The organism is Hansschlegelia beijingensis (genome assembly GCF_014196425.1).
Classification (GTDB): Bacteria; Pseudomonadota; Alphaproteobacteria; order Rhizobiales; family Methylopilaceae; genus Methylopila; species Methylopila beijingensis.
In genome coordinates this window covers 208,752-223,707 of the sequence record NZ_JACIDR010000002.1, presented here as the reverse complement: position 1 = coordinate 223,707, position 14,956 = coordinate 208,752, and the positions used below count along the sequence as shown (strand labels likewise).

Annotated in this window: 12 protein-coding genes; 5 read left to right on the top strand and 7 right to left on the bottom strand. The window is 69.0% G+C overall.

Annotated features, from left to right (window positions below):
- Positions 1–6 precede the first annotated feature (6 nt).
- Positions 7–714 carry a lytic transglycosylase domain-containing protein gene (locus tag GGR24_RS07470; protein WP_183394721.1) on the bottom strand — a complete coding sequence of 236 codons (708 nt, stop codon included), beginning with the start codon at positions 712–714 and terminating at the stop codon, positions 7–9.
- A 156-nt stretch (positions 715–870) separates the two neighbouring features.
- Here GGR24_RS07470 and GGR24_RS07465 point away from each other — a divergent pair, with 156 nt between their 5' ends.
- Complete coding sequence (locus tag GGR24_RS07465) at positions 871–2,397, top strand: YifB family Mg chelatase-like AAA ATPase (protein ID WP_183394720.1); 1,527 nt, start codon at positions 871–873, stop codon at positions 2,395–2,397.
- On the opposite strand, the gene GGR24_RS07460 is transcribed toward GGR24_RS07465, so the two are convergent.
- The 3 genes from GGR24_RS07460 to GGR24_RS07450 form a co-directional block, all read right to left on the bottom strand.
- The gene (locus tag GGR24_RS07460) at positions 2,379–3,980 is read right to left on the bottom strand and encodes an alpha-amylase family glycosyl hydrolase (protein ID WP_183394719.1); all 1,602 of its coding nucleotides are present in this window, start codon (positions 3,978–3,980) and stop codon (positions 2,379–2,381) included. The genes GGR24_RS07465 and GGR24_RS07460 overlap by 19 nt on opposite strands.
- Positions 3,980–5,644 carry an alpha-amylase family protein gene (locus GGR24_RS07455; protein WP_183394718.1) on the bottom strand — a complete coding sequence of 555 codons (1,665 nt, stop codon included), beginning with the start codon at positions 5,642–5,644 and terminating at the stop codon, positions 3,980–3,982. The genes GGR24_RS07460 and GGR24_RS07455 overlap by 1 nt, the downstream gene beginning before the upstream one ends.
- A 67-nt stretch (positions 5,645–5,711) precedes the next feature.
- Positions 5,712–6,752 (bottom strand): extracellular catalytic domain type 1 short-chain-length polyhydroxyalkanoate depolymerase, encoded by a 1,041-nt coding sequence (locus GGR24_RS07450; RefSeq protein WP_428978223.1) that lies wholly within the window; start codon positions 6,750–6,752, stop codon positions 5,712–5,714.
- 310 nt (positions 6,753–7,062) lie between these two features.
- Between GGR24_RS07450 and GGR24_RS07445 the strand changes: the two genes are divergently transcribed.
- Positions 7,063–7,320 (top strand): DUF3297 family protein, encoded by a 258-nt coding sequence (locus GGR24_RS07445; protein WP_183394717.1) that lies wholly within the window; start codon positions 7,063–7,065, stop codon positions 7,318–7,320.
- Positions 7,321–7,326: 6 nt separating this feature from the next.
- Here the strand turns inward: GGR24_RS07445 and greA are convergent, their stop codons facing one another.
- The gene (gene greA / locus GGR24_RS07440; RefSeq protein ID WP_183394716.1) at positions 7,327–7,806 is read right to left on the bottom strand and encodes a transcription elongation factor GreA; all 480 of its coding nucleotides are present in this window, start codon (positions 7,804–7,806) and stop codon (positions 7,327–7,329) included.
- Between the two features lie 135 nt (positions 7,807–7,941).
- On the opposite strand from greA, the gene GGR24_RS07435 reads away from it, so the two are divergent.
- From GGR24_RS07435 to GGR24_RS07425, 3 genes are all read left to right on the top strand, one after another.
- Entirely contained in the window at positions 7,942–8,106 is a 165-nt protein-coding gene (locus GGR24_RS07435) for a hypothetical protein (protein ID WP_183394715.1), read from the top strand.
- Positions 8,107–9,087: 981 nt separating this feature from the next.
- Positions 9,088–10,542: a S1 family peptidase gene (locus GGR24_RS07430; RefSeq protein ID WP_183394714.1), complete on the top strand. Its 1,455-nt coding sequence runs from the start codon at positions 9,088–9,090 to the stop codon at positions 10,540–10,542.
- Positions 10,543–10,546: 4 nt separating this feature from the next.
- Positions 10,547–11,458, top strand: coding sequence for a hypothetical protein (locus GGR24_RS07425; RefSeq protein ID WP_183394713.1), 912 nt, complete (start codon positions 10,547–10,549; stop codon positions 11,456–11,458).
- A 9-nt stretch (positions 11,459–11,467) separates the two neighbouring features.
- Here the strand turns inward: GGR24_RS07425 and polA are convergent, their stop codons facing one another.
- Together polA and GGR24_RS07415 are read right to left on the bottom strand one after the other, a co-directional pair.
- Positions 11,468–14,437 (bottom strand): DNA polymerase I, encoded by a 2,970-nt coding sequence (gene polA, locus GGR24_RS07420; RefSeq protein ID WP_183394712.1) that lies wholly within the window; start codon positions 14,435–14,437, stop codon positions 11,468–11,470.
- Between the two features lie 87 nt (positions 14,438–14,524).
- Positions 14,525–14,917 (bottom strand): c-type cytochrome, encoded by a 393-nt coding sequence (locus GGR24_RS07415; protein WP_183394711.1) that lies wholly within the window; start codon positions 14,915–14,917, stop codon positions 14,525–14,527.
- Positions 14,918–14,956: the final 39 nt, after the last annotated feature.

Sequence of the window (14,956 nt, the reverse complement as noted above, 5' to 3'; positions counted from 1 at the left end):
GGCGCGCTAGCGCCGCGCGAGACGCAGCTTGCGGGTCTTGAGGATTTTCGCCTCCAGCGCCCGGATGCGCGCTTCATGCGCGGCCCAGAACCGGGCGTTGTCGGCTGCGGTGTGCCGGCCGGGCCGCCATCCGAGATAGGGCCCGGAGCGCCGGGACGCCGCCGGCCGCTGCGCCGGCTCCGGCGGGATCGCGATCTCCGCCACCGGTCCGGCGCCGGCCGCAAGAGGTGATCCGAGGGCGGCCAGATAGCTCTTCGCGCGGGCGCAGTAGCTCACCGAGAGCGGCGTCATCCGCTCCTCGCGGTGACCTGCGCGGTACTTCATCAGGGCGCGGCAGACGTCTCCGTTCGCAAGCCGCCAAGCCTGCGCCAGATAACGCACCGCGAACCGGGCGTTCGTCGCGGGATCGAACAGGCCGAGCGCGCCGCCCGAATGGCCGAGCATCTCGGCCGTGGCGGGACGGATCTGCATGAGCCCGATCTCCCCGACGCCGCCGACCGCAGAAGGGCTGTAGCCGCTCTCGATCTCCGCCACCGCTTCGGCGAGCTCCGCCGGGAGGCCCTGGCCGACCGCTTCGCGCCGGACAAGCGCCACGAGGTCGGCGCGGCTCATGACCGCCGGCTCCGGAGGCGCGGCGGATTCCGACGCCTGCTGCGCGCGACCTGGCGCGGCGGCGGCGAGGATCAGCGTGAACGCAAGAAAGGTGAGGCGCATCGCACCTGGCTCCGCAAGACCGCAGGATAGCCGAGCGGGGGTTAAGAACACATAGGCGGGCGCCCCGGCGGAGACGCTACGTATGTTCCCCTATTGTTCTTGACAGGCGCAATGGCGTCGATACTCTCGCGGACGACAGAAGCCGAGGACTGCGGCATGGTCGTATGGGTCTCCACCGTCGCCTTCGAGGGCATCGAGGCCCGGGCGGTCGACGTCCAGGTCCAGGTGGCCCCGGGCCTGCCCGCCTTCTCGATCGTGGGCCTGCCCGACAAGGCGGTCACCGAAGCGCGCGAACGGGTGCGTTCCGCGCTTACGGCCGCAGGGCTCGCCCTGCCGCCGCGGCGCATCACCATCAACCTCGCGCCCGCCGACCTTCCCAAGGAAGGGGCGCATTTCGACCTGCCGATAGCGCTGGGGCTGATGGCGGCGATCGGGGCGGTGCCGCATGACGCGCTGAGCGGCTGCACCGTGCTTGGCGAGCTCGCGCTCGACGGCACCATCGCGGCGGTCGCCGGCGCGCTGCCGGCCGCAGTGGCGGCGCACGCGCGGGGCCATGCGCTGATCTGCCCGGAAGCCTGCGGGCCGGAGGCGGCCTGGGCGAGCTCGGACCTGCCGATCGTCGCGCCGCGCTCGCTGATCCAGATCGCGAACCATCTCAAGGGCGTGCAGGTTCTGGCGCGGCCCCGCCCCGGCCTCCCTGAGGCGAGCGGCCCCGTCGCCGACCTGCGCGAGGTGCGTGGCCAGGAGACCGCCAAACGCGCGCTCGAGATCGCGGCTGCCGGGGGGCACAATCTGCTGTTCTGCGGCCCGCCCGGCGCGGGCAAGTCGATGCTGGCCAGCCGGCTGCCGGGCCTGCTGCCGCCGCTGGAGCCCAAGGATCTGCTCGAGGTCGCGATGATCCGCTCTGTCGCGGGCGAGCTCGCCGGGGGGCGGCTGACCAACAGGCGGCCGTTCCGGGCGCCGCATCATTCCGCCTCGATGGCGGCGCTGGTCGGAGGCGGCGCACGGCCTCGCCCCGGCGAGATCGCGCTCGCCCACCAGGGCGTGCTGTTCCTGGACGAATTGCCGGAGTTCTCGGCCCAGGCGCTCGACGCCCTGCGGCAGCCTCTCGAAAGCGGCGAGGCGGTGATCGCCCGCGCCAACCACCGCATCTCCTATCCGGCGCGTTTTCAGCTGGTGGCGGCCATGAATCCGTGCCGCTGCGGCGGCGGGGACGGCCATGTCTGCCGCCGCGGGCCGCGCTGCGCCGCAGAATACCAGTCGCGGGTGTCCGGCCCGCTGCTCGACCGGATCGACCTGCGGCTCGACGTGCCGGCGGTCAGCGCCGCCGATCTGATGGCGCCGGGCGCGGGAGAGGACAGCGCGACCGTCGCCGCCCGCGTGCTGGAGGCGCGGCGGCGCCAGGCGGCGCGGCGGGAGCGGCTGGGGCTTCCGGGCTCGTTCCTCAATGCGCATCTTCCGGTCTCGGCCGTCGAGGACGCCACGCGCCCCGACGCGGCCGGCCGCAAGCTGCTCGTCGAGGCGGCGGACGCGCTGCGTCTGTCGGCGCGCGGATATCACCGCGTTCTCAAGGTCGCCCGGACCATCGCGGACCTCGACGGCGTCGAGTCGGTCGGCCGCATCCATCTCGCGGAGGCGCTCGCCTACCGCGCCTCGCCGGAGCCTCAGGCGCGCGCCGCCTGAAGCTCTCCTCCAAGCCGGAACACGACGCCTTCGTCGCCACGAAGCCGGAGCGGCCCGGCGGGCTCCGGCCCGCTGCGGTCGAGATGGGTCGAGAGCAGCGTCTCGGCGCCCGCGCCTGGATGCGGGATCTCCACAGGCGACGGGCCGAAGTTCAGGGCGACCAGCAGTTCCTCGTCGGCTGACCGCCTGCGGAAGACGAGCACGTCGCCCTCCGTCCGGTCGCCCTGGTAGCCGCCTATGGCGAGCGCCGGATGCGCGCGGCGCAGCGCAAGCAGCGCGCGGTGCAGAGCGAGCATGGACCGCGGATCGGCCTCCTGCGCTGCGACGTTGAGGGTGGTCGTGTCGTTGAGCGGCAGCCAGGGCCGTCCCGAGGTGAAGCCGCCCGTCGGGCTGTCGTCCCACGGCATCGGCGTCCGCGCGGGATCGCGGCCGTGGCCAGGCTCGTTCCGCTCCCACGGATCCTGAGCGAGTTCGTGCGGCACGGGGACGTCCGCAAGCCCGATCTCGTCGCCGTAGTAGATCGTCAGCGTGCCCCGCAGTGTGAGCAGCAGCATGGCGGCGACGCGCGCCTGCGCGGCCCCGACTCGCGTCGCGATCCGTTTCTGGTCGTGATTGCCGAGCACCCAGTTCGGCCAGCCGCCGGGCGGCAAGGCGCGCTCGTACTCGTCGATCAGACGCCCGATCGCGCGGGCGCTCCACGGCGCGAGAATGAGCTGGAAGTTGAACGGCAGGTGGACCCCCGAGAGCCCCGGCCCGTAATAGGCGACGAGACGCTCGACCGGCAGGTAGATCTCCCCGATCAGCACCCGGTCCTCGTAGCCGTCGACCACGGCGCGCATCTCGCGGATGACGTCCAGCACCTCGTCCTGGTCGGCCGAGTGCACCTGCAGCAGCCGATTGATGTCCGGCTGCCCGGGCCCGAAGGCCGGGTTTGGCGGGTTATCGCGGAACTGCGCGTCCTTGATCAGGTGCCAGATGACGTCGACGCGGAAGCCGTCCACGCCGCGCTCGAGCCAGAACCGCATGACGTCCGCCATGGCGGCGCGAAGCTCGGGATTGCGCCAGTTGAGGTCCGGCTGCTGCTCCAGAAAGGCGTGGTGATAGTACTGGCCGCTCGCTTCGTCGAAGCTCCAGGCGCTTCCGCCGAAGTTGCTGATCCAGTTGTTCGGCGGCCCGCCGTCCGGCGCGGGGTCGCGCCAGATGTACCAGTCACGCTTCGGGCTCGATCGGCTGCTGCGGCTCTCGGCGAACCACGGGTGCGCTTCGGAGGTGTGGTTCGGGACGAAGTCCAGGATCAGCTTCAGGCCGCGGGCGTGCGCCTCCCCGATCAGCCGGTCGAAGTCCTCGAGGGTTCCGAAGATCGGGTCGACCCCGCAATAGTCGGCGATGTCATAGCCGAAATCCGCCATCGGAGACGGGAAGATCGGCGACAGCCAGATGGCGTCGACGCCGAGCCTGACGAGGTAGTCGAGCCGCCGCCGCACGCCTTCCAGGTCGCCGATCCCATCGCCGTTCGAGTCCTGGAACGACCTCGGATAGACCTGATAGATGACCCCGCGCTGCCACCACGCATGGCTCTGCATCAGATGTCGCTGCGGTCGAGCAGGTAGTTCAGCCCGCCCACGCGGAACCAGCGATAACCGTAGCCTTCCAGGACGATCCGGTGCCGGCCGTCCTCGTCCGCCTCGCTGTGGGCCTGGGCCAGCAGGTCGACGAGCCGTCCCGGCTCTCCGTCAGTTGGTCCGACCTTGAAGCCGACCTCCTTCGGCTCGGCGGCGAGGTTGTGGAGAATGACGACCGCGTTGTTGCGCCAGTCGTAGCGGAGCGCGAGCACCGCCTCGTCGGACGTCGGCAGGCTGACGCAGTCGCCCCAGCCGATCTCCGGCAACTCCTGACGCATGCGGATGATGCGCTCTATCCAGTTGAGGAAGGAGTTCGGGTCGCGCCGCTGCTGGGCGACGTTGACGGTCTCGAAGCCGAAGCCCCCGCCCGAGATCACCGGCAGGAACGTCTTGTCGGCCTTGCTGAAGCCGCCCTGCTTTTCGCTGGACCATTGCATAGGCGTGCGCGCGCAGTACCGCTCCGGCAGAGACAGATCGTCCCCCATCGCGATCTCGTCGCCGTAGCGCATGACCGGCGTGCCAGGCAGCGTGAACATCAGGCTGTAGGCGAGCTCAAGGCGCCTGCGGTCGCCGTTCAGCATCGGGGCGAGGCGGCGCCGTATGCCCCGGTCATAAAGCTGCATCGTCTTGTCGGGGCCGAACGCGTCGAACACCGCCTGCCGCTGCTTCGGATCGAGCCGCCCGAGATCAAGCTCATCGTGGTTGCGCAGGAATATGCCCCACTGGGCGGTGTCGTATTTCGACTGCGTCTCTTTCAGCGCCTCTGCGAGCGGCCGCGCGTCGCCCGAGGCCAGCGCGTAGAACAGCCGCTGGTTGACGTGGAAATTGAACATCATCTGCATGCGGTCGCCGTCGACGCCGAAATACTTCATGTCGTCCTCGGGCAGCACGTTCGCCTCGGCGAGGATGACGCTGTCGCCCTTCCGCCATTGCAGGAACTCGCGGAACGTCCGGAGCATCTGGAACTGCTCCTTGGGCGTCGTGACGTCCGGGCCTTTCTCCGCGATGACGAACGGCACCGCGTCCATCCGGAAGCCGCTGACGCCAAGCTGGATCCAGAAGCCCATGATCCGGAGGATCTCGGCCTGAACATGCGGATTGGACGTGTTCAGGTCGGGCTGGAACTCATAGAAACGATGGAAGTAATACTTCTTCGCGACCGGGTCTCGCGTCCAGGTCGTCTTCTGGACGCCAGGAAACACCATGCCCTGATCGGCGCTCTTGGGCTTCCTGTCGGACCAGACATACCAGTCGCGATAGGGCGACTGCGGGTCGGAGCGCGCCGACTGGAACCAGGGATGCTGATCGGAGGTGTGGTTGACCACGAGGTCGATCAGCACCCGCATGCCGCGCTGCTTCGCGGCGTGGGTGAACTCCACGAAGTCGCCGAGCGTGCCGTAGCGCGGATCGACGCTGTAGAAGTCGGAGACGTCATAGCCGTCGTCGCGCCCGGGCGACGCCTGAAACGGCATCAGCCATACGGCCGTGACGCCGAGACCGTGGAGATAGTCGAGCCGCCTCGTCAGGCCGCGGAAGTCGCCGACCCCGTCGCCGTCGGAGTCCATGAAGCTTTCCACGGAAAGGCAGTAGACGACGGCGTTCTTGTACCAGAGATCGGAGATCATCGCGCTCTTCCGGTGCCGCGCCCCGGTTAGCAACGCCGCGCCCGCCGGCCCGTTCCCCGCCGGCAAACTACCGCATCAGGCCGGCGGCCCTGAGCGCCCTCTCGATCGTCCCGCCGATGTCCGCGCCGCGAAACCGGCGCGCGTTGTCCGGCCTGGGCTCCTGGCGGCTCTCGCCCGCGCCGGAGGCGGCGGGTTCGGGCCGGCGGGCGACCGCCTGGCCGGCGGGCGCCTCATCCTCGGCGACGGCGCCCGAAAGGCCCCAGAACTTCGCGATGAGCCGGGTCGACGAGACGCCGACGTCGAGCATGTACGGGCCCTTGCGCTCGCCGAGCCGGGCGTCGAGCGGCGTCCCGTGGCCCATGCCGGCGATGACGTGCAGCTCCACGACGTCCCGCCCTCCGGCGCGCCAAACGCGCCGCAGGTGGCCGTCGGAGACCTCCTCGTGGAACTCGCCATGGGCGGCGCCGTGCACCTCGACCCACTGCTTCACGAGGTTCTCGGCGTTCTTCGGGACGACCGTCGTGTCCGCCGCCCCGTGCCAGATCGAGATCCGCGGCCACGGGCCGGCATGGGGCGAGCCCGCCCGAACGAGATCGCCGAGCTCGGCCGCGGAGCGGTCGCCGGGGCGCGACATGGCCTCGAACGCTTCGGGTATGCTCCGCGCCGCGCCGCATGGCAGGCCCGCGATCACGGCGCCGGCGGCGAACACTTCCGGATAGTCGGCGAGCAGGGCGCTCGCCATCGCGCCTCCGGCCGACAGGCCCGTGACGAAGATCCGGCTTTCGTCGATCCCGTGGCGAGCGACCATGACGGCGATCATCTCGCGGATCGAGCGGGTTTCGCCGAGGCCCCGCGCCGCGTCGGCGGCCAGGAACCAGTTGAAGCAGCGCTGCGCGTTGTTGGCCCGCTGCTGCTCGGGATAGAGCACCGCGAAGCCCTCGCGCTCCGCGAGCCGCGTCCAGCCCGCGTGGGAATCGTAGCCATAGGCGTCCTGGGTGCAGCCATGCAGCACCACGACCAGCGGCGCGCCGGCCGGAAGATCGCGGGGCGCATAGGCGAGCATGCGAAGCGCGCCCGGATTGGGCCCGAACTGCTCGATCTCCTGCAGGCGGCGCTCGCCGGACGCGGCGCCCGCGGGCCGTTTCGGGCGCGCGGCCGTCCATGCGTCCCAGCGGTTTCGCTCGCGCGGACCATGCCGGCCGTCCTGATCGCGTTTGGCCAAGGCCGCCTCCTGCTGCTGCGTTCGCGTCCTGTCGCGCTGCCCTGATGTGGATGCTGCATCGCGCAAAACAATGTTGCGTCGCAGCAACAGCGGCGTGCGGCGACGCTGGCCGCCGGCCATCATTCGGCCTCAGAGGCCGGGCTTGACGCCGCCGCGGCGATCGTGGACCAACGCCGCGACCGAAGGAGCTGACCGAATGGCCGACACGCCGCCCGACCGCCTGTCCGTGAATCCCGAGAGCGAGTTCTACGACGAGGCCGCTCTGGCCCGCGGCGTCGGCATCCGGTTCAAGGGCGTCGAGAAGACCAATGTCGAGGAATACTCGGTCAGCGAAGGCTGGATAAAGGTGGCGGCCGGCACGGCCCGGGACCGCGCGGGCAACCCCATGACGCTCAAGCTCAAGGGCGCGGTCGAGCCCTATTTCAGGGACGACGCCGACAGCGCCGGCGGCTGACCGCGCTCACTCGATCGCCACCACCTCGACGACGCCGTTCGGAAGCGTCGCCTCGTCTCCGACCGCCTTGCCCATCAGGGCCTGGGCGAGCGGGGCGATGTAGGAGACCGAGCCCCTGGCGGGATCGGCCTCGTCCTCTCCGACGATCCGGAAGGTCTGCCGGCGGCCGTCCTCCCGCTCGAAGGTGACGCGCGCGCCGAACGTGACGGCGGCGGGCGCCGGCGCGGGCGGAACGAGCTCTGCGCTCGCCCGGCGCGCCGCATAGTAGCGCAGGTCCCGCGTCGCCCGCGCCATCGCGGTCCGGTCGCCGGCGATGTCGCCTGCGGCCTGCGCGGCCGCATAGGCGGCGCGCGCCTCGGCGAGCGCGCGGTCGAGCTCCGCCAGGCCTTCCGGGGTCACCAGATTGCGATGGGGCGAGATCGGCCGGTCCGGCAGATTGGCCGCGACCGCCTCGAAATCCTGCTCCTTGGTGAAAGCGACGCTCATTCGACGTTCTCCGACCGCGACGACGTCCGGGACAGGTTCGCTTGACCCCCGCAGACGCCGCTCCCGTCCCCTCAGGCGCCTCCGGAAGACGCGCTTACCGGGGGGACCAGACGAGGGTGGGGGAGAGGAGCGCGAATGTCGAGGTCGCAGCGCTCCCGGCAGGTCGCGGAGGCCGCGACGCGGCCGGCGGTGACCCTCGCGACCTCCCTGTTCGGCGCCGCCGGCTTCGTCCAGCCCTTCTTCGCCGACCGCTCCGAGGCCTGCGGCTGCGCGCTGACGGTTCCGGACCACGAGGACTGAGCCCCCCGGCTGGGCGCCGGAACGGCGGACATGCGTCCGCGGCCCGCGCGGAAACGCGCGGTTGGGCGGTCGAGAAAAACGCCCCTCCGGGGAGGGGAAGGCGCGGGACGTCGGGTCGCCGCTCTGGGGCAGTGGGGATGCCGGCTTCCCGGCGTCCCGCGCGCGGTGTTTGGTGCGTCGCGTCCCCGCTCTCCGGCCGGCGCCGAGGCTGAGCTCCGCGCGGCCTTAAGGCGATTCCAACTCGCGTCCCGGTCGTAGTGCCGGGCGGACGGGAGCAGAGGCCCCGCCGTCTCCGACAGAGCCCCCGACGCGACGCCGTCCGGGAGAGGTTCGCGTAACCCCCCGCAGACGCCGCTCCCCGCCCCCGCGATCGCCAGACGCCTCCGGAAGACGCGCTTCCCCGCGGGCGGGGATCAGCGGAGGGTGCGGGAGGGGAGGAGGTTTGTCAAGGAATTTATTCCGCCATCCGACAAGGGTCGCTCTTTTCCCTCCCTCGCAGAGGGGAGGGTGGACGGGCGAAGCCCGGCCGGGTGGGGTGTCGTCAGGATCACCCGCCCGGTCCTCCCCGCGTCATGCCCGCGCCTTCGCGCGGGCATCCACGACTTCGGCTCAGGTCGCAGCGCTTCAAGGAAGTCGTGGATGCCCGCAAGCGGGCATGACGGCGAGATATCTTGGCCGGGTTCGGTTCTGGGTCCCGGCTCAAGGCCGGGACGCGAGGTGGAGCGCTACGCCCAGGGCCCCACCCGACCCCTCGCTTCCGCGAGGGGCCACCCTCCCCACGGCTTCGCCGCGAGGAGGGAGACGCGCGCCCCTTCCTTCTCCCTCCCTCGCAGAGGGGAGGGTGGACGGGCGAAGCCCGGCCGAGTGGGGTGGTCGCAGGAAAATCCGCCGAGCCGCGCTAAGCGCTATTCCCGACTCGCCAAGGTTGCAGGCCAACTTATACTCGCCGGCAGGCGGCGCCCGCCGCCTTTGGGGTCGGCGATGAAAATCTGGGTTCTCGTCAGCATGCTGGCGCTTGCGGGGCTGGCCGCGCCGGGCGCGCATGCGCTCGACCGCGCGCAGTACCAGGCGGCGGAGCGCGTCTTCTACAGCTATGAGGACAAGCGGCGTTACGAGCTGCCGCTTCTGCTCATCGCCGCCGGCCACTTCAACGCGATGAGCACCGGCGCCTTCGGGCCGCGCCTCTTCCGGTCGATCCAGTCCTACCAGAGCGCGATCGGCGCGCCCGCGACCGGCTGGCTGACCACAGACCAGTATTTGCGCCTGCGCGTCACTGGCTATGGCGCGATGTCGGCCTGGGGCATGGCCGAGATCGTCCATCCGCTCACTGACGCCAAGCTCTTCGTGCCGAAGAAGCTTGTGCCGCGCCAGCAGCCGACGGCGAACGGCTACGCGTTCGAATCCTATGACCGCTCGATCAGCGTCGACTTTTCTTTCTTCACGCCGTCCGAGCGGTCGCTCGAAGACGTCTATGCCCGGCTGACCTCGCCGGCCGGCGGTCGCCGCGTCGACTACAAGGTACTGCGCCCGGCGTTCATGGCGGTCGCCGGCGGGGTCGGCGATCGGGCGTTCTACGCCAAGTATCAGGTCGCGCGCGGCGGCATCGTCGGCTTCACGACGACCTGGGACCCGCAGAAGATCGAGCGCGGCGATCGCATCCCGAACCTGATGGCGAACCTGTTCTTCGCGCCGCTCTATGGCGGGGCGGACGCGGCCGCGCAGGCCGCCTATTCGCCGCCCACCGCGCCCGTCACTCCCACTCCGCCGGCCTCGCCTCCGGCGGTCGCGGAGGCCCCGAAGCCCCAGCCGCCGAGCGAGGCCGGGGGGACCGGGACGGGCTTCTTCGTCACGCGGACGCGGCTGCTGACGAACGCCCATGTGGTGAAAGGCTGCGCGGCCGTGACCCTGAAGGTCGGGCAGGAGCAGGCGTCCGGCCGGGTGCTGGCGAGGGACGAGCGCAACGACCTCGCGCTGGTGGAGAGCGACAAGCCGAACGAGGCGGTCGGGAAGCTGCGCGCTGGCGTGCGGCTCGGCGAGGACGTGGCGGCTTTTGGGTTCCCGCTGAATGGTCTTCTGGCCACCAGCGGCAATTTCACCCGGGGCGGCGTGACCGCGACCGCCGGCCTGCTGGACGATTCAAGCCAGATTCAGATCTCGGCCCCGGTCCAGCCCGGCAACAGCGGAGGACCGCTGCTGGACGAGAGCGGCAACGTCGTCGGCGTGGTGGTTTCGAAGCTGAAGGTGCTTCAGGTCGCGATGATCACCGGCGACTTCGCCCAGAACGTCAACTTCGCCATCAAGGCGTCGGTCGCGCAGACGTTTCTGGAGGCGAACAGTACAGAGTTCGAGACCGGCGCCGTGGGCGAGGCGCTGAAACCCGCGGACCTCGCAGCGAAAGCGCAGAGCGTGGCTACGGTGGTGGAGTGCAGGCTATGAGCTGGTGTATTCTCAATTGAGAATTTGCAAGCGCTACATCTTGCGAAACAAGCTAAAATCTTGGAAATTTAAGTATTTTCCAGATCTGGTTGACTTACTAGTTTATCTCTCAACGAGAAGAGCAGCGAGGCGCCTGCAGGGAGGGCAGCTTGGCGTTCTAATCGATAGCAATGTGCTTGGTCATAGCATCACGCACGAGACGGTGTGGGTCTCTACCGGTCCGAAAAAGTGGGGAGATAGCTACATAGACACCGGGTACGCAGCAAGAGTCTGTGTCTATGGGCCAGACGCTGATTCAGATGTATACAAAAACGTCATGTTCTTGCCGGGAATTGCGTCACTGGCAAGAGAAGGGCTGATTATTTTCTATACATCAGCGGAGTTGCGAGACGAACAAGATCGTCAGCCCATAGGCCGATTCCGCGGTTATGGACTTTTTGACCGCGGCCTTCTGCAGAACGTTGATATTAAAAGTATAGATGGATACGCCTTCCCCGCGGCAGGCTCCATTTGGAGCGGGCGTCCTAGCGCACGAGAGCAGCAGCAGTCGAGGCTAAAGAATCGTGAGAGCGATCCGCTCTATATCGCGTTGATCGAACAGATGGGTCGTAAGAATAATTTAGATGCTTGGCATATTTGTACTGCGGAAAGGCATAATCTCTTCTGCTTCCTTACGATGGATTTCAAATTAAGGCGCATCGTGGATGCGAACCTGCATAAGGAGCCTTTCCGAAGTATGCGGACACGCGTCATGACGCCGGCCGAACTCGGAGAATTCCTCGGCCTGCAGCCGATTAGACCCGCCTTATTTAGCTATCACGACGCTAGCTGGTTTGTGCGCCCCGATCTTCATCATTCGGATAATATTCGTAGACCTTTAAGATCGTATCGCAGGCGATCAGATAAGGACGTCTGAGCCGCCCCTCTAATGCGCCTCCTCCCAGTTCCCCGCCGCCCGCGCGTCCACCTGCAGCGGGACCCGGAGCGCCTGGGCGGGCAGCGGGGCCTGCTCCATCACGCGGCGGACGACGGGGAGCGTCGCCTCCACTTCCCGCTCGTCGACCTCGAAGATCAGCTCGTCATGGACCTGCAGCAGCATCTTGGCTGAGAGGCCCGCCTCCTTCAGCGCCGGGGTCATGCGGATCATGGCGCGGCGGATGATGTCGGCGGCAGAACCCTGGATCGGGGCGTTGATGGCGGCGCGTTCGAAATTGGCGCGCTCGGCCGGGTTCTTGGCGCGGATCTGCGGGTAGTGGCATTTGCGGCCGAACAGGGTGGTGACGAAGCCCTGGTCGCGGCAGGCCTGTTTTGTCGCCTCCATGTAGTCGCGGATGCCGGGGAAGCGCTCGAAGTAGGTCTTGATGTAGAGGCCGGCCTCCTCCCGGCCGATGCCGAGCTGGTTGGCGAGGCCGAAGGCCGAGATGCCGTAGACGATGCCGAAATTGATCGCCTTGGCGCGGCGGCGCGTGTTCGGGTCCATGCCCTCGATCGGCACGCCGAACATCTCTGAGGCCGTCATGGCGTGGATGTCGAGCCCGTCCGCGAACGCCTGGATGAGCTGCGGGATGTCGGCCATGTGGGCGAGGATTCGGAGCTCGATCTGGCTGTAGTCGGCCGAGACCAGCTTCTTGCCCTCCGGCGCCACGAAGGCGCGGCGGATTTTTCGGCCCTCCTCGGTGCGGACCGGGATGTTCTGCAGGTTGGGCTCGGTCGAGGACAGGCGGCCGGTGGTGGTGGCGGCGAGCTGGTAGGTGGTGTGCACGCGGCGCGTCTCGGGCTGCACATAGGTCGGCAGCGCGTCCGCGTAGGTCGCCTTGAGTTTTGAGAGCTGGCGCCAGTCCAGCACCTTGCCGGCGAGCTCGATCCCGGACGCGGCGAGCTCGTCGAGCGCGCTTGCGGGCGTCGCCCAGGCGCCGGTCTTGGTCTTCTTGCCGCCCGGCAGCTGCATCTTGCCGAACAGGATGTCGCCGAGCTGCTTTGGGGAGCCGAGGTTGAACGGCTCGCCGGCGAGCGCATGGATGTCGGCCTCGAGCGCGCCCATGCGCTGCGCGAGCTCGCCCGACAGGCGCGAGAGCAGCGAACGCTCGATCGCGACGCCCTCGCGCTCCATCGCGGAGAGCACGGCCGGCATCGGCCGCTCGAGAGTCTCGTAGACGGTCGTCATGCCCTCGGCGACGAGCCGCTGGCGGAACAGCCGCCACAGGCGGAGGCTGACGTCGGCGCGCTCGGCCGAATAGGCGCTCGCGCGGTCGATCGAGGTCTGGGCGAAGTTGAGCCGGGCGCGGCCCGTGCCGGTCACCTCCTCGAAGGCGATGCAGGCGTGGCCCAGATGGCGGCGCGACAGGTCGTCGAGCGCCTGGCCGCCGAGCCCGGACTCGAGCGCGTAGGACATCAGCATGACGTCGTCATAGGTCCGGAGCGTGATCCCGAGGCGGGACCAGGCGGTGAGGCCGTATTTGACGTCGTGGCCGATCTTGAGGATCGAGTCGTCCTCCAGCAGCTCCTTGAGCAGCGTGAGGGCTTCGTTGGCCGGGATCTGGCGCTCCAGCACGTCGCCCAGGTGGGAGGGGTTTTCGGACAGGAGGTCGCTCGCCGCCGAGATGTGGCCGAGCGGGACATAGGCCGCGCGGTTGGGCGCGAGCGCGAGCGAGACGCCGACGAGCTCGGCCTGCATCACGTCGGGGCCGGTGGTCTCGAGCGCGATGGCGACGAAACCCTGCTCCCAGGCGTCCTCGATCCATTCCCCGAGCCGGCCGACATCCGTGATGGTCTCGTAGGTCGAGCGGTCGACCGCGCCGGAGGCCGCCTCCTTGCGGAGTTTTTCGGCGAGCGCCTGCGGGCTGGCGGCCTCCGCCGACGCGCCAGCGGCCGGGACGGGGCGCGGCGCGCCCTGCGGCCGCGCGGCGGCCGGCGCGCCGTCGGGGGAGGGGGCTGCGGCCTCCTCGCGCTCGGCGCGCCCGGCCGACATCATGTCGGCGTCGGGCGCGACGCTCGAGACGTCGATCCCTGTCGCCTCGGCGACGCGCCGGGTCAGCGTGTTGAACTCCATCGCCTTGAGGAAGGCGACGAGCCGCGTCGGGTTCGGTTCGTGGACCGCGAGTTCTTCGAGCGGCGTGTCGAGCGGGACGTTGGTCTCCAGCGTGACGAGGCGCTTGGAGACGCGCGCGAGGTCGGCGTGCGCGATCAGGTTCTCGCGCCGCTTCGGTTGGGGGATTTCGTGGGCGCGCTCGAGCAGCGTCTCCAGGTCGCCATACTGGTCGAGCAGCTGCGCGGCGGTCTTGGCCCCGATGCCCGGCACGCCCGGCACGTTGTCGACCGAATCGCCCGCGAGCGCCTGCAGGTCTATCATCTTCTCGGGCCGGACGCCGAATTTCTCGAACACCTCGTCGGGGCCGATGCGCTTGTCCTTGACCGGATCGAGCATGGTGACGCCGCCGCCCACCAGCTGGAACAGGTCCTTGTCGGAGCCGACGATCGTGACCTCCGCGCCGGCTTCCGCGGCCAGCCTTGCGTAGGTGGCGATCAGGTCGTCCGCCTCGTAGCCGCCCTGCTCGAGGCAGGCGATCGAGAAGGCCGCGGTCGCCTTGCGGATCAGCGGGAACTGCGGGATCAGGTCCTCGGGCGGCTCGGAGCGGTTCGCCTTGTAGGTCTCGTGGATCTCCTTGCGAAAGGTGACCTCGGACTTGTCGAACACCACCCCGAGATGGGTCGGGTCGACCCAGCCGGCGTCGCGCAGCAGCTTCCACAGCATGTTGCAGAAGCCCGACACTGCGCCCACCGGCAGCCCGTCCGACGGACGGGTGAGGGGCGGCAGCGCGTGATAGGCGCGAAAGATGTAGGAAGAGCCGTCGACGAGGACGACATGGTCGCCTTTGGCGACCCCGCGGCTGGGCATGGAAAAAATCCGGGCGAAAGTTTCGCCCGGACTATAGGCGCCTCACCGGCGAAGGGAACGGCCAAAGCCGCTCCCTTCGCGACGAGATCACTTCTCGAGCGTGACCGTCTTGGCGGTGTCCGCCGACAGTTCGGTCTGGCCCGGCGTGTAGCCGTTGAGGCTCATCGTGTAGGCCGTCAGCACGTTGAGCTGATCGTCCGACAGGGTCCCCGGAGCGGTCTGGGGCATGTTGTCGTGGATCCAGGTGCGGATGTCGGCCCAGCTCTGGCCGCCGAAGCGGCTCTTGAAGGTGTCGCCATGCAGCGCCGGGCCCAGCGCGCCCTTGCCGTCCTTGGCGTGGCAGGTGCGGCAATGGGTGTTGTACTCGGTCAGGCCCTTCTTGACCTGGTCCGCCGTGAACGGACCCTCGCCCGCAAGCGCCGGCGCCGCGAACAGGGCCGACCCGACGAACAGGCCTGCAACAATCGTCTTAACGCTCATTAAGCGTTCTCCTCCGTCGCCTTTGATGAGGCAGCAAGG